This window comes from Nostoc sp. ATCC 53789 (assembly GCF_009873495.1).
Lineage (GTDB): Bacteria > Cyanobacteriota > Cyanobacteriia > Cyanobacteriales > Nostocaceae > Nostoc > Nostoc muscorum_A.
The window spans coordinates 1099114-1123439 of sequence record NZ_CP046703.1 but is presented as its reverse complement, the minus strand read 5'-3'; the positions used below and the strand labels follow the sequence as shown (position 1 = coordinate 1123439).

14 protein-coding genes and 3 pseudogenes are annotated in these 24326 nt (G+C 39.9%); 8 read left to right on the top strand and 9 right to left on the bottom strand.

All coding sequences use genetic code 11. The features are described 5' to 3' along the window. Positions 1-209: 209 nt before the first annotated feature. Positions 210-3593: an EAL domain-containing protein gene (locus GJB62_RS04510; protein ID WP_114080734.1), complete on the top strand. Its 3384-nt coding sequence runs from the start codon at positions 210-212 to the stop codon at positions 3591-3593. Positions 3594-3667: 74 nt separating this feature from the next. Here GJB62_RS04510 and GJB62_RS04505 read toward each other — a convergent pair whose 3' ends face one another. The 4 genes from GJB62_RS04505 to GJB62_RS04490 all read right to left on the bottom strand — a co-directional run bounded on the left by GJB62_RS04505 (position 3668) and on the right by GJB62_RS04490 (position 10431). Beyond that, positions 3668-4822, bottom strand: a complete 1155-nt coding sequence (locus GJB62_RS04505; RefSeq protein ID WP_114080733.1) for a histidine decarboxylase — start codon at positions 4820-4822, stop codon at positions 3668-3670. A gap of 367 nt (positions 4823-5189) precedes the next feature. Further along, a complete protein-coding gene (locus GJB62_RS04500; protein WP_114081517.1) occupies positions 5190-6518 on the bottom strand; it encodes an IS4 family transposase in 1329 nt (442 codons plus the stop codon). Between the two features lie 306 nt (positions 6519-6824). Continuing rightward, on the bottom strand, positions 6825-9701 hold the full coding sequence (gene ileS, locus GJB62_RS04495) for an isoleucine--tRNA ligase (protein ID WP_114080967.1): 2877 nt from the start codon (positions 9699-9701) through the stop codon (positions 6825-6827). Positions 9702-9993: 292 nt separating this feature from the next. Continuing rightward, the gene (locus GJB62_RS04490; protein WP_114080966.1) at positions 9994-10431 is read right to left on the bottom strand and encodes a hypothetical protein; all 438 of its coding nucleotides are present in this window, start codon (positions 10429-10431) and stop codon (positions 9994-9996) included. A gap of 176 nt (positions 10432-10607) precedes the next feature. Between GJB62_RS04490 and GJB62_RS04485 the strand changes: the two genes are divergently transcribed. Both GJB62_RS04485 and GJB62_RS04480 read left to right on the top strand, forming a co-directional pair. Further along, the gene (locus tag GJB62_RS04485; RefSeq protein ID WP_147262461.1) at positions 10608-10871 is read left to right on the top strand and encodes a hypothetical protein; all 264 of its coding nucleotides are present in this window, start codon (positions 10608-10610) and stop codon (positions 10869-10871) included. 515 nt (positions 10872-11386) lie between these two features. Beyond that, positions 11387-13699, top strand: coding sequence for a tetratricopeptide repeat protein (locus tag GJB62_RS04480; protein ID WP_114080964.1), 2313 nt, complete (start codon positions 11387-11389; stop codon positions 13697-13699). A gap of 154 nt (positions 13700-13853) precedes the next feature. Here GJB62_RS04480 and GJB62_RS04475 read toward each other — a convergent pair whose 3' ends face one another. Next, positions 13854-14762, bottom strand: coding sequence for a transposase family protein (locus GJB62_RS04475; protein WP_159402448.1), 909 nt, complete (start codon positions 14760-14762; stop codon positions 13854-13856). Between GJB62_RS04475 and GJB62_RS04470 the strand changes: the two genes are divergently transcribed. The 3 genes from GJB62_RS04470 (at position 14740) to GJB62_RS04460 (ending at position 18058) form a co-directional block, all read left to right on the top strand. Further along, positions 14740-15861, top strand: a complete 1122-nt coding sequence (locus GJB62_RS04470) for a CHAT domain-containing protein (RefSeq protein WP_114081131.1) — start codon at positions 14740-14742, stop codon at positions 15859-15861. The genes GJB62_RS04475 and GJB62_RS04470 overlap by 23 nt on opposite strands. A gap of 3 nt (positions 15862-15864) precedes the next feature. Beyond that, positions 15865-16242: a hypothetical protein gene (locus tag GJB62_RS04465; RefSeq protein WP_114081130.1), complete on the top strand. Its 378-nt coding sequence runs from the start codon at positions 15865-15867 to the stop codon at positions 16240-16242. A 448-nt stretch (positions 16243-16690) separates the two neighbouring features. After that, positions 16691-18058: a hypothetical protein gene (locus GJB62_RS04460; protein WP_114081129.1), complete on the top strand. Its 1368-nt coding sequence runs from the start codon at positions 16691-16693 to the stop codon at positions 18056-18058. A gap of 561 nt (positions 18059-18619) precedes the next feature. On the opposite strand, the pseudogene GJB62_RS04455 reads toward GJB62_RS04460, so the two are convergent. The 3 genes and pseudogenes from GJB62_RS04455 to GJB62_RS04445 all read right to left on the bottom strand — a co-directional run bounded on the left by GJB62_RS04455 (position 18620) and on the right by GJB62_RS04445 (position 21634). Then, positions 18620-20087: pseudogene (locus GJB62_RS04455) on the bottom strand (ISLre2 family transposase). Between the two features lie 112 nt (positions 20088-20199). Next, positions 20200-21108, bottom strand: coding sequence for an AAA family ATPase (locus GJB62_RS04450; RefSeq protein ID WP_245246096.1), 909 nt, complete (start codon positions 21106-21108; stop codon positions 20200-20202). Continuing rightward, entirely contained in the window at positions 21098-21634 is a 537-nt protein-coding gene (locus GJB62_RS04445; protein ID WP_245246095.1) for a hypothetical protein, read from the bottom strand. The genes GJB62_RS04450 and GJB62_RS04445 overlap by 11 nt, the downstream gene beginning before the upstream one ends. A 94-nt stretch (positions 21635-21728) precedes the next feature. Between GJB62_RS04445 and GJB62_RS04440 the strand changes: the two are divergent. After that, positions 21729-23019, top strand: a pseudogene (locus tag GJB62_RS04440) (ISAs1 family transposase). Between the two features lie 20 nt (positions 23020-23039). Here the strand turns inward: GJB62_RS04440 and GJB62_RS04435 are convergent. Then, positions 23040-23516 (bottom strand): annotated as a pseudogene (locus GJB62_RS04435) (ISAs1 family transposase); the annotation flags it as partial. 336 nt (positions 23517-23852) lie between these two features. Here GJB62_RS04435 and GJB62_RS04430 point away from each other — a divergent pair. Then, positions 23853-24320 (top strand): transposase family protein, encoded by a 468-nt coding sequence (locus tag GJB62_RS04430; RefSeq protein ID WP_245246094.1) that lies wholly within the window; start codon positions 23853-23855, stop codon positions 24318-24320. Positions 24321-24326 lie beyond the last annotated feature (6 nt).

Genomic DNA, 24326 nt, shown 5'->3' with positions numbered 1-24326 from the left:
GTAATATAGCAGTCCTAAATCATTCATTAAAAATTAGATCCCCGACTTCATAAAAGTTGCCGGGGATCTGGACAGCACGAATTTTCATAAATTAGATAGTATTGCTATAAGTAAGTTATCTTTTATATAAGTTCAGCACTTATACGGAAGCTATATGCAGCGAGATTCGGCTATTGAGTGAAAAGGTCAGTAAATCTTACTAAGAAACAATGCTTACTCAAAATTCTATACCGACAGAGAAAAATCAGAACTTGGTAATACGTTTACCACGTACTCTGAGTTATCTCGAAACCTGGGGCTTTGGCTTAACGGGTCATGTGGGATGGATTGGTACTGCCCCTATTATTCATGCGGCGTTAGGGCCTAAAGCGATTTTAGTTTGGTTTGTTGGCACGATTATTTCCTTTTTACTAAACTTGCAGGTGCAAAGCCTAGGTAGACGTTGGCCAGATGTCGCCGGAGGGACACCAAATTATATTACAAGGCTATTAAAAAATTTTCCTGGCTTAGGTCGTTACGTAGCATTAGGATACTTTTTTAGCTGGGCAGCAGCACCGGCACTGTATGCGATTATTCTCACAGACCTAATTAAAGTAAATTTTGAAACATTAGGTATTTATTGTCCAGAAACTTTATTAAAAGTTTTATTTACAGCAATTCCTTTTATTCTAGCGTTCAGTGGCACTCGTGCTTTAGCGCTCTTGCATTTATTTTTTGTATTTCCAGCGATTTTATTACTGCTTTTGTTTTCTGTTGAAGGCGTTTTATGGTTAGCATTCTCAAATGCTAATTTGAAATTTATTCCAACTAGCACACATACTATCAGCTTTGAAGAATGGGCTAAGTGGTTTTTTCTGGCTAGCTATTCAATTTATGCTTGTGAAACCACTTCTTCTTTTGTAGCTGATAGCCACCATCCGTATAAAACTTTAAGCTTTTTAACCGTAGCTGCTTGGCTAATTCCTCCAGTTTTTTTAGGTGGTTCTTGGGTATTAATGTGTTCGGGTCAAAATCCCACAATAGGTAACGATGCGTTCTTAAATCTGGTAGCGGCTTCTAAACCTTTTTGGGGTGAATCTGCCTCTTTTTTAGCAACACTTTTGATTACTGTATCTTGCCTTCTAAGTTCTGCTACGGCGGTTTCCAATTCTCCTCGGATATTATACCAACTTGCCTTGGACAGACAGATTTCTCCCATATTTGCATTAGTTTCCCGTCAAGGTGTCCTTGGGCCTGCTATCTTCCTGACCTTTCTAATCAGTTTGCTGTGTCTAAATTTGGGAAATGTATCTCAACTTGTCACAGTAGCAGGCACCTGTTATCTAATGTCCATTATGGGATTACATCTGGGATTATGGCTGTGTCGAGGAAAACCCCAGGTGTTATGGCCTTGGTGGTCGCTTGGTTTTTTCTTTCTAGAAGCGGTAGTTCTAATAGTAGGAGGTTTAGCTTGGAATTGGAGAGATTTTTCAGTGGGATTATTATTACCCATTGTTTTGATGATTGGAGATGTTGGGCTACGTCGTTTAAGATTTGCACCATTACAGTTGGAATGGTGGACACAGCGTTACTACACTCGGTCTAGCACAAACAATTCAGACTTTCTGATACTACAGGTGATTGTCCTAGTATCATTAATTTGTATTACTGCTACAAGCAGTTGGGTTATCCGCGATTTATTAGGTAAAGTTTCTGATAATCCTCAAAATTCTTTACTAGCTATTCTGTTAGTAACGCTTTCTTTGATTGGAGTAGCGATCGCTTGCTGGACAACTCTACCACAAATCGTTGCTATTGATGAAGCACGCAAACAAGCAAAAAGTCTATTTATCACTACTCTCGATACTGTTCCAGATACTGTTTTAGTCTTAGATGAAAACGGTAAAATTTGTCAGACTAATGCTGCGGCTGAAGAATTATTTCAAACACACTCTCAAGAGTTGCTTGGGCAAAACTTGAATCAACTCTTGGTATGTTATCACGGCAAACCAAAGCAATGGTCTATCAGAACTGAGCAAACTTTAAAAATAAACCAAGGTCTAAGAATTGTTGAATCAACTATTTCACAGCCATTTAATTCTCAGCTACGGGAGTATGTTGTTATTATCCGTGACATCACTAAGCGGAAGTTAGTAGAGGAAGAATTAATCCAATATCGTTATCAGCTTGAGCAACTGGTTCTAGAACGCACTGTTGAACTTATCAGAGTAAATCAACAACTAGAACAAGACATTATCAAGCGCCAACAAGCACAAGAGCAATTACTTCACAATAGTCTTCATGACGGGCTAACTGGATTACCTAATCAACGATTATTTATGGAGCGAGTCCAGCAAGCAATAGAACGTACCAAACAGCACAATAATTATTTATTTGCCGTACTCTTCTTAGACCTAGACCGCTTTAAAGTTGTTAACGACAGCCTGGGACATCTACTAGGAAATCAACTTTTGATTGCAATTTCCCATCGGCTAAAGTCAGTTCTGCGAGGCGGAGACATAGTTGCCCGTTTTGGTGGAGACGAGTTCACCATCTTAATTGAGGACATTGAGGATATTGACATCGCCATACAGGTAGCCGAGCGAATTAAAAAGGTGCTAGCTTTGCCATTTCAATTAAATGAGCATCTGGTATTTACTAATGCTAGTATTGGCATCGCTTTAAGTAAGCCAGATTATGAACAATCAGCGCATATTCTCCGCGATGCCGATGTTGCAATGTACCGTGCCAAATCACTTGGTAAAGCACGCTATGAGGTCTTTGACCAAAAGATGTACGAGGGTGCATCTTTGCTATTAGAGTTAGAAACTGCTCTGCGAAATGCACTGCTCAAACAAGAAGAATTTCGCCTTGATTACCAGCCAATTATTTCACTTATAACTGGCAAAATTATTGGATTTGAGGCCCTGATACGTTGGCATCATCCAGAACGAGGTCTTATTTCCCCTCAAGAGTTTATTCCTCTGGCTGAGGAAACTGGAATGATTGTTAGTATTGGGCAATGGGTTCTTTCTGAAGCCTGTCAGCAAATGCACAGATGGCATCAACAATTTCCTAGCTCGCTACCTCTGACAATTAGCGTTAATTTTTCTGGGAAACAAATAACGCAACCCGATGTGTTTAAACAAGTTAAACATATTTTGCAGGAAACTGGACTAGAGCCATGCAGTTTGAAGTTAGAGATTACTGAAACCCTGTTGATGGATAATTTTGAATTAGCTACCACCGTGCTTTCTCAGTTAACAGAGCTAAATGTCGAGATGCACATGGATGATTTTGGAACTGGTTATTCATCCTTGAGTTATCTACACCGCCTACCTATCAAAACCCTGAAGATTGACCGCTCTTTCGTCACTAATATAGGTAGTCGAGGAGAAAATTTAGAAATTGTCAGAGCGATTGTGACATTAGCTCATAATCTCAATATGTCTGTTACAGCAGAAGGCATAGAAACTGTAGAACAATTAGCACAATTGAAGGCGTTACAATGTGATTATGGACAAGGGTATTTTTTCTTACCACCGATGGAAAGTGCAGAAGTAGAAATGCTACTTGCGGCTAACTTGTGTTACAAAAACTTTTTAAAGAGATAAGTTCTTTGGTATCGAATTATGTTTGGAGAAACACTTTGTAAAATTGATAAAGCAATTATACTTGAGGATCTACATTAGTGTTGTAGTACTGGCTGTAGCTGAAAATCTTCTGCGTTATTAACTAACCCTTCTTCTAACAATAGTTCATTAATAAAAATATCAATTTTCTCCCGACCAATATTCTGCATGACTATCATGTGTGCCGAGTTTTCAAAAACTGCTAACTGCCACTTTTTAATTAACCTTTGAGAAGGTTTTTGAAAAACTACTGTGTTTGAAAAATTATTTAACATACATGGATATTCTCTGATTTGAAGTTGTTGGAAAAGATATTGAGCATTATGAATACAGGTCTTAGCCTCTTTAGCTAATCCATCATAACCTCTTGTTTGTACTGCATACCAGAGAATTAGGGGAGTATGACCATTTCTAGATCCCAGAATAGTTGTATCTTTTGAACCAATATATTCAATTTCTGTTTCAACTTTTTCTACCCATTTTTTCTTAGTTAAAACTACACCACAAGGTAAGGGAGAACCAATAAATTTAGCAGAAATAGCTACACTATCTATGGGTTTTTGAAAATTCACTTGCGGAGCGCCATCTAGAAACGGTAATATTAACCCTGAAAGTGCAGCATCACAATGAATGTAGTAATCTTTAATCTGATTGCGCTCTAAAATTTCTAGAACTTTGTCTAAGTTATCAATTGCACCTTTGACAGTAGTGCCAATATTTAAATTTATGATGGCTGGATAACGACGATTTTCGCTAAGTTGTTGTTCAAAATGGTCATAATTCATTTCTCCATTAATTTGCGAATTCACAACATTATGTTGAATGCGGAATAATTTCGCGGCTTTGGGAATTGAGTAATGAGAGTCTTGTGATGAGTAAAGAATCCCATTAGGGTAGATTTCTCTTGCTAAGAACATTCCATATAAATTACCTTCAGTTCCACCAGCTGTAACATAACCCCAAAACTGATTTTCTGGAATTTTATAGAGGTGAGCAAAAAAAGCTAATACTTCTTGCTCAAACTTACGGGAATGGAGACCAAAATCTGGCTCAATATATGGGTCTCCAGCATTATTTAACAGATGATTGAAAAATTTCCCGATCGCACTGTAATCACAACTTAAATTATACGGATAGCCTGCATGAAATTGCGATCGCTGTTCTATTTGCAGCAAAAAATCTGCCAACTCTTTAGCAACTTTACTTGACATATCTTTGTATCTCTTGAATTTTGATTAAGTTAATGGATGTTTTAATCGAAAATTTACGTATTAATCCATACCTTTATGTTTTCTTCATAATACTGTAATTCGGCTCTATACATGAAAAGGATATGGTGAAAGTACTTAGCAGGCTTCAGTAAAAACACCTGAGTTTTTGCTTACAAGTATATTACACCTAGAAATTACTTGCTTTACAAAATAGCTATAATGTGTATTACGTAAGATATCTTTTTCAGGCGGTGACTACAACCTGATTTAGCGTGAATTATACGGATGAGATAGTGTCTATATAATTACCTAAAAGAAAAGACCTCTCCCTGGTTTTAATACACAAAATTTTCCCTCTCTGAGTTGGCTACGGTGTACACACAAGTTTGCCCAGAGCGAGTTTCCACCCAAAAAAGGTGGATTCAAATTGCTCAAGACCGCGAACCAAAGTAGTAATACCGGGAGGTTTTTGAGACTTGTAACCAGACCAACCACCAAGCCGAGCAATAATCCAAGTAGCCCAAGGAAGAGAGGAAGGAAGATAGGGATTTTGTTGCAATTGAGTTTTCCCCTCTAAAGTTGGTGAAATGCTAGACAAGCAATGCTGTTGCTCGTGTGAAAAAGCAACAGTAGCAGGTAAATTAGGGTTATCCCGTCCCTGAATCAGTTGTAAAATTCGCACGGCGACTGACAAAGCTAATACAGTCAGTCGTTGAATGGCAGCAATCGATTCTAATTGGGTAGCTTCGAGATTTAAACCAGCAGTTTTGAGGGTGGCAAAAAGTTGTTCAATTCGCCATCGCCAGGTGTACCATCGAATCACCTGTAAAGCTTGTTCTAAACAAACAACTTGGTGGGTGGTGAGCAATCGCCAATGAATCGGTGCTTGACCTGGTGGTGGGTTGACCTCCACGGCTTCCACGGCATAAAGTGTCACACTCGGAGGATAATCTTGTCCATTCAATTTATCTGGACGTTGAATTTTCACCATTGCACGGCGAACAATTAATAATGCCTCTCTTGCGGTTCTACTAGTGCGTGCATCTGCTGGGACATCTACTGTGTAAGTCCCCTCGCTCGGCTGTTGGTTTAAGTATGTATAAAATGATGAGGTCTTTCCCACCAGGCGACGGTCAATGCGCGCTCTGACCAATACATGATTGTCTTGATTTGCGACTGTCACAAATTCCTCATACATATCACTTTCTCGGTCGCCGATATGGGTAATCATTTTGGCTTCACCAACATTGATGCACTGTTGAGTTTCATCAGCTGAACGCAGCCATTTGTATGATTCTTTCTCCTCTATTGGCAATTGGCTATAGTTTCGTTCATGTTTATCTTGATGGTTGATATCTCTAGTCCACAGTTTTACTGTACTTATCCCCAAGGGAAATCCATTTGCTGCATCTAATACTAGTGTGGGATGAATATAAAATCCTATATCCCTATTGTTTCCTACTACACCTAGACCCAAAGCTTCCAACCTGCCTACATGAGACTGCAAGTTAATTTCGCTGGTATCACTGATAGCTAATATATGCTTTCCTTCTACATGAGATACGCAGTGATCTGATAGGCTTCGCACTAATTCCCCTACTGTCACACTCTTATTCTCCAAAAACCGATAGTATCCTATTTGTTCGGCTCTATTTTTACTTATTTGTCGAATGCTGACTGATTGATGTTTTCCCAAAGCTTCGTACAATGCTGCCCCCTTTTTATCAGTCTTGGGTCTCCAAATGCTTTTCCCTCTACTGCTTGCGCGTGTATTCTGATTGGATTTTCCATCGCCTTTTACTCCCCACAACTCCTTCCCTTATTACTTTACTTGGACTTGTGTGTACACCGTAGCTTTACAAGGGGAGGATTAGGGTGGGGTAAAAACCAGATTCGTAAACTACTCCAGACTTGTGTGTACACCGTAGCTCTGAGTTGGAGAGGGAAAGGCTTGAACTTTATTTCAAGGTAGAGAGAGGTTCGTTGAACTCAGGTATATTTACTAGAACTTTCCGGCTAAGGCTGCAACACACCGTTCGCAAATTAAGGGGTGTTCTGCTGATTCTCCCACATGGGTGGAGTAGTTCCAACAGCGATCGCACTTTTGCCCTTCTGCGTTTACTACACCAATTCCCCAGTCTTCTGTCTGCGCCGTATATTTTAATCCTTGCAAACCCTCAGCAGAATCTAATAATTCCACTTGGGAAGTCAGCAATAGATACCGCAGTTCATCAATACCGTTACCCTTAACCGGGTTAAAGGCTTTGATAGCATCGCCTAACTGTTTATGAGGGATATGAATCAAAGCTTTCGCTTCCAGGGAAGAACCAATGAGTTTTTCTATCCTGGCTTGTTCTAACACCTTATTAACATCGGTGCGGAGTTGTCGTAGTGTCTCCCAAAATTCTGCCAATTCTGGATTACGCCATTTTTCTTCAACCTGCACCCAACCAGCTTCAAACACTGATTTGTAAGGTGTTTTGTAGGGGAGATATTGCCAGATATCTTCGGCGGTGTGGCATAACACTGGTGCGATCGCTCGTGCTAAATTATCTAAAGCTATTTTCAGCACCGTTTGACAACTGCGACGGCGGAAAGCATCCTTTGCACTGATGTACAGCCTATCTTTGGCAACATCCAAATAAAAGTTGGATAAATCCACCACGCAGAAATTCTGCACAGTTTGGAAAAAGCGGAAGAACTGGAAACTATCAAAGGCTTCCGTTACTTCCTCAAATACCTCGGTGATGCGGTGCAGCATATAACGGTCAAGTTCTGGCAATTCCTCAAAGGGAACTGTATCTTTTTCTGGGTCAAAATCATCCAAGCTACCCAGCAAAAACCGCGCTGTATTGCGAATTTTGCCTCTGACATCATTCATCTGCTTGATGATGTTTTTCCCAATGCGGACATCGCCAGAATAGTCAACCGATGATACCCACAATCTCAAGACATCTGCACCGTAAGCTGGTTCTACTTTTTGATTTTTCCCGCCTTCAATGATTGTATTTGGGTCAACCACATTTCCTTCTGACTTACTCATCTTCCGGCCTTGTTCGTCTAAAGCAAAGCCGTGAGTTAGCACAGTTTTGTAAGGTGCAATGTCATTCACTGCTACACTGGTGAGCAAGCTTGACTGAAACCAACCGCGATGCTGGTCGGAACCTTCCAAATATATATCAGCCGGGTAGCGTAACTCTGGACGCTGTTGGACGACAGCTGCCCAAGATGAGCCAGAATCAAACCATACATCCATTGTGTCTGTACCTCTGCGGTAAGACTTACCATTATTACGATAGGATTCTGGTAATAATTCCTCAACGGATAATTCCCACCAAGCATCAGAACCTTTTTCGGCGATAATTGCTTGAGCGTGGTTGATAATTTCCTCATTCAGCAGTACTTCTCCGGTGGCTTCATCGTAGAAAACGGGAATGGGTACACCCCAAGCGCGTTGACGAGAGATACACCAATCGGAACGTTCCGCCACCATTGGCGTGATGCGATTTTCACCTTGGGCTGGAATCCATTTTACCGTTGCGATCGCTTTTAGTGCTTCTTCTCTAAATCCTTCTACGGAAGCAAACCATTGTTCAGTAGCGCGGAAAATCGTCGGTTTCTTTGTCCGCCAATCATAAGGATATTTGTGGGGATATGGTTCTTCCTTCAGCAAAGAACCAGCCGCAGCCAGTGCATCAATCACCGCCTGATTACCATCACCCAGCACATTTAACCCCGCAAATTGTCCCGCTTCTTCGGTAAAATTGCCGTTGTCATCCACTGGTGCAAGGATGGGTAAACCGTAACGCTGACCAACAATGTAATCTTCTTGACCATGACCGGGTGCGGTATGTACTAACCCAGTACCCGACTCAGTTGTGATGTAATCACCACCCACTACAATCGGACTTTCGCGGTCAAATAGGGGATGACGGTAAGTAGTATGTTCTAAATCATTTCCCTTGAACGTGGCTTTTACAGTTAACTCAACTCCCAACGTTGAAGATAAACGTTCGACTAAATCAGCAGCAACAATGAGGTATTTAAAATTACTCTGCGCCTCTGGATGGGAAACTTCCACCACTGCATAGTTCAAATCTGCATTCACCGCGACCGCCAAATTCCCCGGAATTGTCCAAGGTGTAGTTGTCCAAACAGCCACACCCAAATCTGACTGATATTCCGCCAACAGTGGTTTTACAGCTTCGGACAAACTTGTGATTGCAAAAGCTGCATAGATACTGCGGGAAACGTGACCTTCAGGATATTCCAACTCAGCTTCAGCCAAAGCGGTTTTAGAACTCGGACTCCAGTGAACCGGCTTTAAACCGCGATAGATGTATCCTTTCAAGAACATCTGACCAAACACGCCAATTTGAGCCGCTTCATATTCCGGCTTCAGAGTTAAATAAGGGTTGTCCCAATCACCCCAAATACCGTAGCGTTTAAAATTTTGGCGCTGGTTATCTACCGTAGCTAGGGCAAATTCTTTCGCTTTTTGCCGTAGTTGTAAAGATGTTAAGTTCTGCCGTTCTGCTGACTTCATATTCTGCAAAACTTTCAACTCAATTGGCAAACCGTGACAATCCCAACCAGGAACGTAGCGAACTTTACGCCCTCGTAACATTTGGTAGCGATTAATAATATCTTTGAGAATTTTATTTAAGGCATGACCAATATGGAGTGAGCCATTAGCGTAGGGAGGCCCATCGTGCAGTATAAATAATTCGCCGGGGTTATTTTCAAAGAGGCGATCGTAAATTTTATTTTCTTCCCAAAATTTTTGGATTTCAGGCTCGCGCTTGATGGCGTTTGCCCGCATATCAAAGCTAGTCTTGGGTAGGTTTACAGTATCTTTGTAACTTCCTGATTCGGTCACAGTCTCATGCCTAGAATTAGGTGTGCAGGTTTTATTAATTATAGGAGATGCCAGGAAAACCAAAATTCGCTTTTTGAACGCGAGTTTGATAGACCTCTCCCTACCTTGAATTTTCGTTAATAAAGTTGCAAATATAAAGATAGGACTTTTCCACAAGAGCGTAGGCGTAGACATCGCCACTTTAAAATTCAGATGGATTAAACGTAGGTTGGATTGATGTAACGAAAGCCAACCTACATTTAATGCACAATTTTAAGCTTGACACAGCACTAGATTTATGCAATCAAGCGGATTATTGCAGCAAAGGAGTTGTGCTTTTACCGTTAGTTGAAGCATTCGCAATTGCAGCTTGAGCCGGTTGAGTAGCAAGAACCGCTACAAGTGGAGCAACTTTTGAACTAGATTTTTTATTTCTTTTTCCATTAGAGCCGCCAGCTTTGGAATACTCTATACTGTTTCTGCCGTAGATAGTTGCAACTCCACTTAGCATTCGTTCAGACATTTCGGAGAGGGCTTTATCCATCTGGGTTACTGTCTTACGCGATTCTTCAAGATTGGACACAAGCGTGTTATGAGCTTCTACCGTCGCACGGGTAGTATTAACCAGGTGGTTGTAGGCTTCAATGGTTAATCCATGTCCTAAATCCAGATTTTCATCAATGGATTTAAGCAAGGCGAGACGAAGTTGGGCTTTGTCAACAGCAGCAGAACCACGAGTTCTTAAAGACATGAGATATCCTTTTTTTTAAGAATTACTTTTTCAACATAGTTGAGTATCCTTTTGCCTGAGATGGGTAGTTTTGTGGATTTATTTCGTTGAACTTTTAATGAAATAATTACGAGTTTGTCTGTATTTTTACTCATTTTCATATCGATTTGTTGTTTGAGAATAAGTGCAATCAGCAAATGCGAACGCCAAATCAGCAAATGCGAACTCCAAATCAGCAAATGCGAACGCCAAATCAGCAAATGCGAACGCCAAATCAGCAAATGCGAACTCCAAATCAGCAAATGCGAACGCCAAATCAGCAAATGCGAACTCCAAATCAGCAAATGCGAACGCTATATCAACAAATGCGAACGCCATATCAACAAATGCGAACGCTATATCAACAAATGCGAACGCCGAATCAACAAATGCGATCGCCTAATAGGTTGTTTGAAAAGTAATTAGCTGTGATTTTAGGCACTTGTTGATCCCCCCTAACCCCCCTTAAAAAGGCTACGGTGTATACACAAGTCCTAAAATCCTTGCCTGGCAAGATGCAAGCCTTAGTAGGCAAGGTTTTGAGTTTATCAAGCTGATTATCAATAGTGTCAGCTTATTGATATAGAATTAACGAAAAATCAAGGATTTTAAAAATAATTTTCCGTTCTTTTCCCTCTATTTGATTCTCAACCCGACTTGTGTATACACGGTAGCTTAAAAAGGGGGGAACCGGAATCAAAGTCCCCCTTTTTAAGGAGGATTTAGGGGGATCTAAAACCTTTTACTACCAACAAGAGGACTTTTAAAACATCCTTTAAGGATACAAGTTGTATTTGTAGCTATCGCAATTACATTAAAAATGACAAAATCTCGATTCAGAAAATTGTAGCGACTGTCAACTTTGTGTCTAATTTTTCCGAAATTGAGGATAATACTGTTGAAGCTTCATCAAGATGCGTCTAACTCACACCTGCTCATGAACGAACAGCGTTTACACGCTTATAATCAGCTAATTCAAAACCTGCTAGATTGCCCTAGCGGGGAAGAACCAGAGATATTAGCAGCGAATACAGAATTGCTAGATGCTGATTTTGTGCAGGTTATTGTAGCAGCAGCAGACCATTTTGCCCAGCAGGGAGAGGAAAATACTGCCGAGTGGTTGAGAAACTTAGCAACATATCTCACTACCCCAGAAACTCCCCTCATCACCCAAGAAGAGATAGAGACTTACGGGCAATTTTTACAAGAGATACTGCTAGCAATAGCAGACAGCAACGGTGATGCTCAAGTAATTTACCCATTGCTGGCAGCAAATACCGATAAACTTAATGATATTTTTGCTGAATTATTGCGCCATTGGGCAACAAATACCCTAGCAGAAGCGGAACCAGATGCAGCAACATCCATCGCCGCAGTGATTGGTAATTTTAGTAATCTGATTCAGCAGTTCCCCTTGGGTAGCAAAGCCAGCAACATGGAAATTGCGATCGCTGGCTACGAAATCGCCCTAACTGTATATACCCGCAGCGCCTTTCCTGAAAAATGGGCAATGACGCAAAATAATCTGGGGAATGCTTACGGTGAAAGAATATTCGGAGAACGAGCCGATAATATTGAATTTGCGATCGCTGCTTATAATCAAGCATTGTCTGTATATACCCGCAGCACCTTTCCTGTTAATTGGGCAGGTACGCAAAATAATCTGGGGCTTGCTTACGGTGAGAAAATATTAGGAGAACGAGCCGAGAATATTGAAAGTGCGATCGCTGCTTATAATCAAGCACTGTCTGTATATACCCGCAGCGCTTTTCCTGTTGATTGGGCAATGACGCAAAATAATCTGGGGATTGCTTACCGTAACAGAATATTTGGAGAACGAGCCGAGAATATTGAATTAGCGATCGCTGCTTATAACCAAGCACTGTCTGTGTGTACCCGCAGCGCTTTTCCTGTTGATTGGGCAATGACGCAAAATAATCTGGCGATTGCTTACGGTGAGAGAATATTAGGAGAACGAGCCAAGAATATTGAATTAGCGATCGCTGCTTATAATCAAGCACTGTCTGTTAGAACCCGCAGCACCTTTCCTGTTGATTGGGCAACAACGCAAAATAATCTGGCGGTTGCTTACGGTGAAAGAATATTAGGAGAACGAGCCGAGAATATTGAATTAGCAATCGCTGCTTATAATCAAGCACTGTCTGTTAGAACCCGCAGCGCCTTTCCTGTTAATTGGGCAGGTACGCAAAATAATCTGGGGAATGCTTACCGTAACAGAATATTAGGAGGGCGAGCCGATAATATTGAAATGGCAATCGCTGCTTATAATCAAGCACTGTCTGTTAGAACCCGCAGCGCCTTTCCTGTTAATTGGGCAATGACGCAAAATAATCTGGGGAATGCTTACCGTAACAGAATATTAGGAGGGCGAGCCGATAATATTGAAATGGCGATCGCTGCTTATAATCAAGCACTGTTTGTATATACCCGCAGCACCTTTCCTGTTGATTGGGCAACCACGCAAAATAATCTGGGGGCTGCTTACGGTGAGAGAATATTAGGAGAACGAGCCGAGAATATTGAATTAGCGATCGCGACTTATTCTGCTGCACTGTCTGTATATACCCGCAGCGCCTTTCCCCAAAATTGGGCAACCACGCAAAATAATCTGGGGGCTGCTTACAGTGAGAGAATATTCGGAGAACGAGCCGAGAATATTGAATTAGCGATCGCGGCTTATTCTGCTGCTTTGGAAGTTAGAACCCGCAGCGCCTTTCCCAAAAACAATGCAACAACTTTGTTAAATCTCGGCAGGTTATACCAAGAGGAAAAACTATTTGACTCAGCTTACAATACCTTTGTTTCTGCCATTGCTACAGTCGAAGGTTTGCGCGGAGATATTATTTCCGGTGAAGAAGCCAAGCGTAAACAAGCAGAAGAATGGAATAAACTTTATAGACGCATGGTGGAAGTTTGCCTAGCATTGGCAAGAGACACCGAAGCAATAGAATATATCGAACGTAGCAAAACCCAAAATTTAGTAGAACTGTTAACCAAAGCAGCATCAACAAGTCCAGAAAATTTGACTTTGGTTAATCACAATATCCAATTTGGAGAAATTCAAAACCTTTTAGACAACGAAACTGCAATCATCCAGTGGTACATTTTTAATGATTGTTTTCGCGCTTTTATCATCACCAGCGACAATAAGCCAGCCATCTGGCATTCTAGTCAACAAGACTTAGATGCCTTAATCGATTGGAGTAATAGACTCATCCGCGAATCATGAAAGCTTACCAGGAGAGAGTTACAAGGATTTGCACGGAAGGAGCGATCGCCATCTGGCTGTACGAGGAAATAAGGGTTTGAAGGCATTGAGAGAGAAAAAAATGGAATTAGAGCAAAAACGTAGAATCAGAATAAATGAATTTACAAATAGCAAATTAAGTACTAAGAGTAACAGAAAATAACCGATTAATTCTTAATCTTACCAGCCCACAAACAGCCAGAATTACCTGATTATATCGATGTCGAGCTAGACGGAATCTATCACTGGCTACTCGAAATATTTTTACCCGACATATCATGTGTTCAACAGCGATTCGGCGTGACGAAAGTTCTTTATTCTCTTGTTTTTGTAATTCCGAGATTTCTGTATTTTTTCGTTTCTTATGAGGGGTGGTAATGGCATCATCTCCTATATAAGCTTTATCGCCGAGAAACTGTTGCGTGTCAGTAAATTTATGGCGGGTTTCTCGAAATAAATTAATATCGCTTGTTTTCCCTAACATTCCGACACGGACATCGACAATATCTTCCCCTCCAGGTAGAACAATAAATTGATTTTTCAGAGTGTGCATTTTTTTCTTGCCAGAGTAGTATCGTTTTTGCTCTTGATAGTCTACAGGTCTTGCTGTAGGTTGTTCAGTGCTATCGACAATTAATTCGTATTCAGACAGCATTCGCTGTAATTCTTGATATTTTTGACTATCTGTTGATACTTCTTCTATTTGAGATGCTGGTAAAATATCTCGCAAAATATCTACCCAATAATTGAAGGCATCATTGGCTTTAGTTTTGGAAATGTTAAACAGCAACCCTAAAATCTCAAAAATTGGTTTTTGTCTCAGGTAAACTAGACATAAGCATATTCCTTCTTTGGCTGACATTTCTGGTTTACGCCCGCCTCCAGGAGCGATAATCCGAATTTTCTTTTTTTCAATTTCTGCCTGTTTTTCTATATGCCTTTGCTCTGCCAGGCCGACCAATGCTAAAAAATGGTCATAACTAATTCCAATTAGGCGTTTAGCTTCATGAGGATACGATTCAATTCTTGCCAAAGGACTTGTCATATTCTTTCCACATAATTGCTACTCCAACTTTTTATTATCTCATGCTATTTATATTAAGGATAAGTCTAATGAATATCTAAATGACTACTACAACCCGGAAGACCAAGATAAAATTCAATGGCAAAATCAGCTAGAAGAACGTCTGAAAAAGTTAGCAGAAATTCTGCATATTGAGAAAATTCTAGACCTAGTATCCAAACAATGCGACAGATTAATCCTCATTCCTCATCGCTACTTACACCTGTTTCCTCTCCATGCTTTACCTGTCAAAAAATCATACCTAATTGACTTATTCCCCAACGGCGTAGGCTATGCACCCAGTTGTCAACTTCTGCAACAAATCCAACTGCGTCAACGTCCCGACTTTCAATCTTTATTTGCCATCCAAAACCCCACAGAAGATTTATATCAAGGCTACGAAAAAGATTTAGGAGCCGTTGGAACCATCAAGAAACAGTTTGCTGATACTCATATTTTGAAGCAAGACCAAGCTAACAAGTCAGCAATTCTGCTCGGCATTAATGAAAATATTCACAATGTTACACTCAATGAAAAATTGCTGAAAGCTAACTGTGCTTTTTTCTTCTGTCATGGATACTTTAACTCTGCTTCTCCCCAAGATTCTGGTTTACAGTTAGCTGATGGAAACCTGACTTTAGCAGATATCATTACTCACTTCAAACTAGAAAACTGTCGCCTAGTCACTCTCTCTGCTTGCGAAACTGGTTTGACCGACTTCACAAGCACAAGTGATGAATACATTGGTTTACCCAGTGGGTTTTTGTTAGCAGGTAGCACCAATGTAGTCAGTAGCCTTTGGACTGTCGATGCTATAGCTACAGCTTTATTGATGATTAAATTTTACAAAGAACTACAGCAGCAAAATAATATTGTATTAGCTTTAAATACAGCACAACGTTGGTTAAGGGATAGCACAGTCCAAGGCTTTCAAGATTGGCTGATTAACTCGTCACTAAGTTGGGGTTGCAAAAAATATTTAAATAAATACTTTGCTGCTAATCATGAAAATGCCTTAACCAAACCGTTTGAATCACCTTTTTATTGGGCTGCTTTTTGTAATATAGGTAAAGGAGTTTAGAAAATGTCAATTTATAGAAATAGCATCGAAGCTTTTATTCAAGTGCTTAACTCTCAATCAAATTTGATTCCGACTCAAGACTGGAATGAATTGCAGCAACTATCGAGTCAGTTACCAGAAGACAATGAGGAAATTGTAGAAATCCTAGAAAATTGGTTGCAATCAGAATCCCGTAATCAAGTTCTAGAAGCTTACAAGCAAAACCTAGAATCAATCACTGATAAATTACCTATTAATGTAAGTACAAACATAGGAATAGCTAATAGTAAATCACAGACTCCAGTCAATCAACCTAGTGAATCATCAAAGGAACTTGTAGATAACGCCATAAAAAACAACTCTCCCTTGTCTGACGATAAAAAACCACAACCAAAACCATGAAAAATTTTAGTAGCTTCGCTTAGAGGTTGTTTGAAAAGTAGTATGTTGTGATTTTAATCGAATTATTACCCCCCTTAATCCCCCCTTAGAAAGCTACCGTGTATACACAAGTCGGGTTGAGAATCAAATAGAGGGAAAAGAACGGAAAATTATTTTTAAAATCCTTGATTTTTCGTTAATTCTATATCAATAAGCTGACACTATTGATAATCAGCTTGATAAACTCAAAACCTTGCCTACTAAGGCTTGCATCTTGCCAGGCAAGGATTTTAGGACTTGTGTATACACCGTAGCCTTAGAAAGGGGGGAAAAAGAAATCTATCTAGTTCCCTCCCCTTTATAAGGGGAGGGTTAGGGTGGGGTAAAAAAAATTTATACATCAATCACGACTTTTCAAACATCCTCTTAACCCAAGCTACAATTTACAATAAAAATCTTAGCCAAAATAGTGAAAAATTTCAGCCTCAGCCTCTATGCTTTTCATCTCCGCCACACCCTAACTGAACTTCCCGGTGAAGTTGTGACAGATGCTAATCTCTTGTGGGAAAATCTGGTGAAAGTGGGTGAAAGTTTGCTAACTTTTGTTGGATTGAAAGATTTACGCTCAAAATTAATTTGTTATCAAAATGGTAAATACGAACCTAAGCGGGAAATAGGAAGAATACCAGAACGGTTAATTGATGCTCAAGATTTAGATTTGGGTAGTCTCCTCACAACAGAAGGCTTTAAAATTAATGCTAATCTTCAGCCCTTCTTGCTTAACGACACCTACGCAGTTGATTTAACTCTGGTTCCAGAACCACCAAACATTTCCATAGACATACCACAACTGCAACATTTTAAACCAAGTTCCCTACTACCATCTAATATTCAAGCATCTTTAGGACAAACATTATCGATTTATGGAGAAGTAGATCCAACTGAAGATTGTGATACACTAGCTGAAAAATTAGCCATAGCCTTAGTAGCTGGCACAAATTTAAATCCTGTACGAATACAACAAGGAGAACTGTTTGGTAGTCTTTTATTTGAATACCAAGCACTTGACCCAGATGAACCAGATAATCCTGCCAAACAATGCCATATTTTAATAGTCATTAATAATAATCAAGCTGCAACAGCAACACTTGCAGCAGAAGCTTATGACTGGTTGCTAAATTTACTATGTAGCTACCATAAAATACTTTACATTTATCAACTAGCGCGTCAACGCTACCGCGAAGCGAGAACAATTTATAGTGATTTAGAAAATAAAATTCAAAAATTTAACAGCTTGATATCTGAAAACCAAACACAATTATCTGGCTTAAAAAGCTTAATGGGAGAAATCCCCAAAAAAATATTTGATTACACCAGATGTTTGCAAGATTTACAAATACACCACACAACAATTACTACTAATATTACTAATTACACAACTTGTTTAGAGAAGATTCAAACTATTGATAGCGGTAATAGTCCCCAATCCTGGCAAGATTTTATTAATAAAGACTGTAAAAAATGGCAACAACAAATACAAACAGATATTAACTATCTGACTCCAGGTCAAGAATTGTTTGGGCAATTGGTTGATACTATCCGAGGTATAGTAGAAACAGAACAAACTGAGCGCGATCGCTCGTTAGAAAACACCATCCAAATATTAGGTATAGGCTTTGGCGGTGGTGCGATCGCCTCTGGTGTATTCACAACACATATTGATAAAATTAATGTGCCGTTAGTACAAAAACATCCCCTTTACGCATCGTTAACTTTAAGCATCATTGCTACCGTGGTATTTATCGCTTTAGGTTGGCTAATTACCAAACGTAAATAAAGTAAATTTTTCGGAGAAACGATGCAAATAAAAGACATGACCACATAACAGTTACAAAACTTGATCTGTAATCCCCCGATAAATTGGGGGACTTTAAGAGCTTTTTGCCTGCTTTTTTAAAGTGGGTTGGGGGAATCAAAAGCCTGTGGCGCAACTCTAGAAGACTGGTGTGTACACCGTGACCTTGATAAGGGGAGGGTTAGGGTGAGGTGATTCGATAACTTGTATATAAGTAAGTCGGTGGCAATAAATCAAACTAGATTAAGTATATTGATATCAGTTCGTAGTGAGGGAGCAATGCGGTTTTGTCAGATCCGGTAAAAAACAAGCGATGCCTTCGGCGGGCTACGCCTACGCAAAAATCAAATCTAAGTAAAAAGTGACTTTAGTTACCAAAAATATGCTGATAGCCGTGAGAATTCATCTTGATGAGATATCTCAAAAAGATTAATAGCAAGTCATTTGACCATTGTTACCAAAAATATCTACAATCAGTCTTTTATACTTAGTGTTAATTAAAGCAAATAATAAGTTAAAAGTAGAACTAAAGTATAAAATTTATCAAGCAGTTTGGGGTTTGAGAAAGGAATTAAAGATAGAACCACAAAAATTATCCCAACTTCCAGCTATCCATTGGCAACGCAGATGTAACATAATTTCTGCATTCTCTTTCAACCAGAATTTACTGTTTCCTTTGATTCTTAAATTTACAACTTGGCGGATTAAACTCTCAATTGCACCACTGCCAATAGGTAGTTTTTTATTTATTGCTTTATCGTAATTTAAACGCCCTTTCCGATAAGCATCTAAAATATAATTACGCTTAACTACCATAATCTTACAGCGCTCTCCAGTAGCTACAGCAATCAACTCATCCATCTGGCTGATTAAGGATTTAGCTTTACTTTTTTTAAACTCTTTCTAACTTTTACAAACCATTCCTTAGACTGTGCCTCTTCATTAAAAGCCGCGTCCGCAAATATTTTTAAATTTTCCGTAACATGATAAAAGTCAAATAGCTGATAAGTTTCAACTGGGCATCCTAATCTTGCCAAAAGTGGGGGAATATGTATCCAGATCCACTCCGCTCCATCCCCGATTAATAAGACTTGTTTTGCTTGACTAATTCCCAAGTCAACTAAACACGCTTCTAAAATCTCCAAAAGCGCTTTATATCCTTCATAAGTACCATCATTCGTAATAGGAATTTCAGAACTATTTATTTTTTTACCTTGCTCATCAACAACATAAATTGTAAATAACTTTGGCTCAACCCATTTGCCGATAAACCCGTGTCGCTTGGTTTTGGAATTTCTTCTTCCCTTTTTATTAATTCGGATTCGACTCCGACCACCATCTACGGCAATGACAACTCTTTGGTCTTTAAGAATATTACCTTCGGTTAAATTCCCTAATTGGCGATTTAAGATTTTAGATTGACGTAAGTTGATCCCAATTTGACCAAATTTATATGTCAAACGTTCAATTCGTTTTAAACTAAGGTTAATTCCCCAACCCGTCAAAGTTGTACAGGCGGCTTCAAATGAGCTAGTGATTGCGCCGTATTGGGCAACTGTTGACCATACTAATGGGGTTAAGCCAGCCGTCTGACATCCCTAACCACTTTAATAATGGGCAGAATCCCTGAGTAGGGATTTTATTTTTGGTCGTAGATGTTGACTTTCTTCTTACCATATATGGCAATTTTAAAGTAACTAAAACATTTCCGACTGTTAATATTTGCCGTCTTATATAACCGTGTCTTTGCATATTGCCATCCCACCAGCAAGAGTGTTTGATTCATCGCTGCTTGATTGGCTGACTGAGATTGAGAGAGGTTATACAACAAAATAGCAATACATTGACCAGCTAAAATAAGTGCAATTTCTCTAATTTTTCCTTCTCTTTCTTCAAGAATTTTCCCATTCCATTCCGTAATATTCGTCAATTCTAAACATTTTGTTACCTCGGAAGAAAAATTTGATAATGATTTGCTCAAATCTAGAATTGCACATATACTTTTTTCCATTAAGGTAGATAATCCCTGTCTCGAAATTATTGCTCAAAGGGAATCCTAGCCTTTTTTGGGTCAAAAAAGAGAGTCTTGCAACTTGTGACTCAAACTCATCTTTTTTTAAGTGTTAATATGTCTTGATAAGTATAAATTTATTTATACTACTGGGAAAATGATTTAGCGATCGCTTGTTCTTTACTGGATCTGACAAAACCGCATAGCTCCCGTCGTCAATTTGCTTAGATAAAACGGACTCAATAATCGCCGTGGTAACAGGTTTTTCTCCAAAGAGGTATGCAGCCTCGAAAGCTAGTGTCAAATGTTGCTCGATTTGTAGTGGTGTTCTCAAGCGTATGGCAAGTAGCTCAATGGCTTCCGCCGACAAGATATCACTTATTTGAGTATCTTCTTCTTTGCATTTAGATACTAACCATTCAATATATTCTCGCTGGCTACCAACAATACCCTCCAAAGAGAAGACCGTTGCTCGATATCCAATTTCTTCCATAGTTGGACGGCGTAAATCATTTTTCAGTTTGGGATGACCAGCTAATACCACTGAAAGTGTGCCACCACCATCTTCAACTACTTCGATTAAACGTTTGAGTCCCGTCAAAGTACTGTAATGTAAGTCGTGAGCCTCATCTACAAACAGCGCCACGGGCTTTTTACCTTTTCTAATCAAGTCGCGCAGTTCCCGTTCCCGTTTTTCGCCATCTTTTGGGATTTTGATTTCTTTATCTGTGGATAAATCGTAGAATAAGGCAGCAATTAGTGTTGGTAGCGTCGCTCGGTCTTTATCCACAGAAAGGGACTTTGAGACTAGAATCTTACCTTCTTTCTCCAAAACATCAAACAAACGTCGTAAAGTAGTCGTCTTCCCACACCCGATAATTCCAGTTATGGCAACTAACTTCCCGGAATGGATGGCGGATTTAATATCCTTAAACATTTGTTTTTGGTGGTCTGTCTCGTAGTACCCAGCCTTGGGAAACTCCCTAATCAAACGAAAGTGTTCCATGACTTCAGTGAGCATTGTGTTCCCCTCCTTTATTTGAGTGGAAATATTGCCGCACTCGTTCAATAATCGCTTTTTTATTCAAAGTTTCAGCTAACAGTACATCAATGAATGCCAACTGTTCGGTAGACAATTTAGCCAACGGTTTAGCGAGATAATCGGAAATCGCCCTTTTAGCAAACAGTACAGTGGGATAAGTAAATTCTTGGTATGGGTCGGGGTCATTAAAAGGTGTGACGGTTGGCGTAAGTTCCTTGTACTTATCCACCAGAAATTGTAGGTCCGCGTTTTTGTCTAAAGCTGTCCGTGGCAAGCCCAACTTTTTAGCTAAATCGGCAATTTTATCTGCCCGTTCTTCAGTTTTAGTTTTCTTGTGTTTGCGATAGCGATGTAGTGGGATGGGCCCATCAACCGGGTAAAATGGCCCGTAGCGGCGATCGCTAAATTCAACGTATAGCTCGTTGTCAAATAAACCCCACCAAAGCAGGGTAAGCTCATCTAATTTGGTATAATAGCAACTTGACAAAAGAACAAAGATAAGCATCCAAAAACAGATAAAAAATGCACTTGACATCAGAGCAAAAGAAATGAGATGAAAGCAATGCGCTCAAGAAAGAAAACTCCTGGAATCAAACTGTATGTCGGCAGGATTGGAAACTAAATCTGGTAAAGCTAAAAAAAGCAAGCGTCATCAGCCCAAGCCAGGACAGGTGGCATCAATTGAAGCTATTCAAAAGAGTTTAGTCAAGCATTTTGAAGATATCAAAGATCCAAGAGTAGAGCGAACCAAAAAACATCAACTCACACATATCTTAGTGATTGCAATTCTCGCAGTAATAAGCGGAGCGCAAGGATGGGAAGACATAGAGAATTACGGCATTAGTAAGCAAAAGTGGAAAGAAAGAGTTTTTAACATTACCAAACGGAATCCCTTCTGATAGCGTAGCGTTAGCGAGTCTTCGAGCGTCTGACACCTTCCGGCGAGTATTTGAGTTCATCAACCCAGAAGAATTGAATTGCTGTTTCTTGAAATGGATAGAAACCCTAATGACAAAGATGGGAGGAGAGATAATTCCCATAGATGGAAAGACGATTAGGGGTTCTTACGACCGAAATCGAGGTAAATCAGCATTGCATTTGATTAGTGCCTGGGCAAGTGAACAAAATTTGGTTTTGGCACAGATGAAAGTGGAAGATAAATCGAATGAGATTACAGCAATTCCCGCATTATTAGAGTTACTAGATATCACAGGAGCTATTATCACTATTGATGCAATGGGGACACAGACCGAGATTGCTAAAAAGATTATCGACAAAAAAGCAGATTATGTTCTGGCGCTCAAGGCTAATCACCCGACTCTCTATCATCAGGTAGAACAATGGTTTGAACAGGCTTCTACACGGAATTTTCAAGGCATTGATGTCAGCTATGACCAACGGATTGAAAAAGGACATCATCGCACGGAAATTCGCTCCTGTTGGTCTGTTCCTGCTTCTGCTTTTGGTGAACTTTACCAACCCCAAATCTGGACTGGACTTCAAAGTGTGGTCATGGTTGTTCGGGAGCGTCGTCTTTGGAACAAAACCACTCGTGAGGTTCAATTTTATTTAACTTCTTTACACAGTGATGCTCAACTTTTAGGTCGAGCTATCCGCAAACATTGGGGTATTGAAAATCAGGCTCATTGGACGCTTGATTGTACTTTCGCTGAGGATGCTTGCCGCATTCGCTCTTTCCATAGTCCCCGGAATTTTGCTCTTTTACGACGCATTGCTCTCAATGCCCTCAATCGTGAACAAACTTACAAACGTAGTCTCCGACAAAAAATGAAACGGACTGGTATGGATAACGATTACATGATTCGAGTTCTCAGTTCCGGTTTCATTGACTCTACATTAGATTCCTCTCAGCCCTTATGTCAAGCCTAATTGAGATGCTCTTACCCTACTGGGATTGCTGTAATTTCATTTGAGTTAGAATCTACTTTTACCTGACCTAATACCAATCTATTTGTCGTCGCCCAGGCACTAACTATTTCAATCGCACTTTGCCCAGATGCTTTATCCTTAGAACCACATAAAGTTTTCCCATCAATTGCTACTATCTCCCCTGATGTCACCTTCTGTATTGATCTCATCCATGACAGAAAACATTCTTGGAACTGTTGGGGGTTTAACTGTGCAAAGACTCGCGCAAATGTATCGTGTGACGGAATACCGTTTGGTAACTCCAAAAACGTTTTTAACCATTCATATTTCGTGCAGCCATATAGTTCAATTGCCACCCAACTATCTGCTCCACAGATCACTGCACACAAAGCGATGGTCAAAATGTCAATCAATTTATGTCGTTTTGTACGATCTATTCGTGGGTCTGACATCACAGCAAAATGGTCAGCAATTGTGATTTTGGGCTTGAGCTTCACGCAAACTGGGGCAATATTACTATTTTTACAATGACTTTACCATCAAAGCCTCATTGCTTAACCCTATACCATCAGCGATCGCTGCCTTTATCTCTCTTTTAGTAATTATGTACTATACGTAGATGCGTTTGCTCTGTTTTAAGTACCTACATATAGGATGTGTTTCTGATGTAAAATAAGAACTTGGGTAGAATATGGGTTCTTGGCAACTTTTGGTGATCTAGGTTGGGGGAAGGCAGAGGGCAGAAGGCAGAAGTCGGAAGGAAAAAAGATATAATTAAGAGACTTCAAACTTCACTCCATCAAACATTTGAGGGATAAGCCTCAGCAAGCCCTATGTCGGTGCTAGCTCACCTCTTACCAGATTCAACAAACCTGAAACTTGAGAGTTGGCTTGTTGACGAAATAAAAACTCAGATAAAGTTGATTATTTCTGTAATCAGAACAGTAGTTAATTGTCCAGTTTGTAACCAACCAACTCACAGAATTCATAGTCGCTACGAGCGCAAGTTAGCAGACTTGCCTTGGGCTGATTACAGCATTACCTTACAGTTACGGGTAAGGAAGTTTTTTTGCATCAATAGATTGTGTAAACGGCGCATTTTTACAGAAAGGCTGACCAATGTAACCACGCCTTGGGCTAGAAGAACTCTACGTTTAGCTCAACGACTGAGTGTGATTGGTTTAGCTAATGGTGGTGCAGCAGGGGAAAGACTCTTACAGCAATGGGGGATAAAAGTTTCTCGCAACACACTATTAACTGGAGTTTGGACTAAAAAGCTAGAGAAAAGCAGTCAGCAGTAACACTGA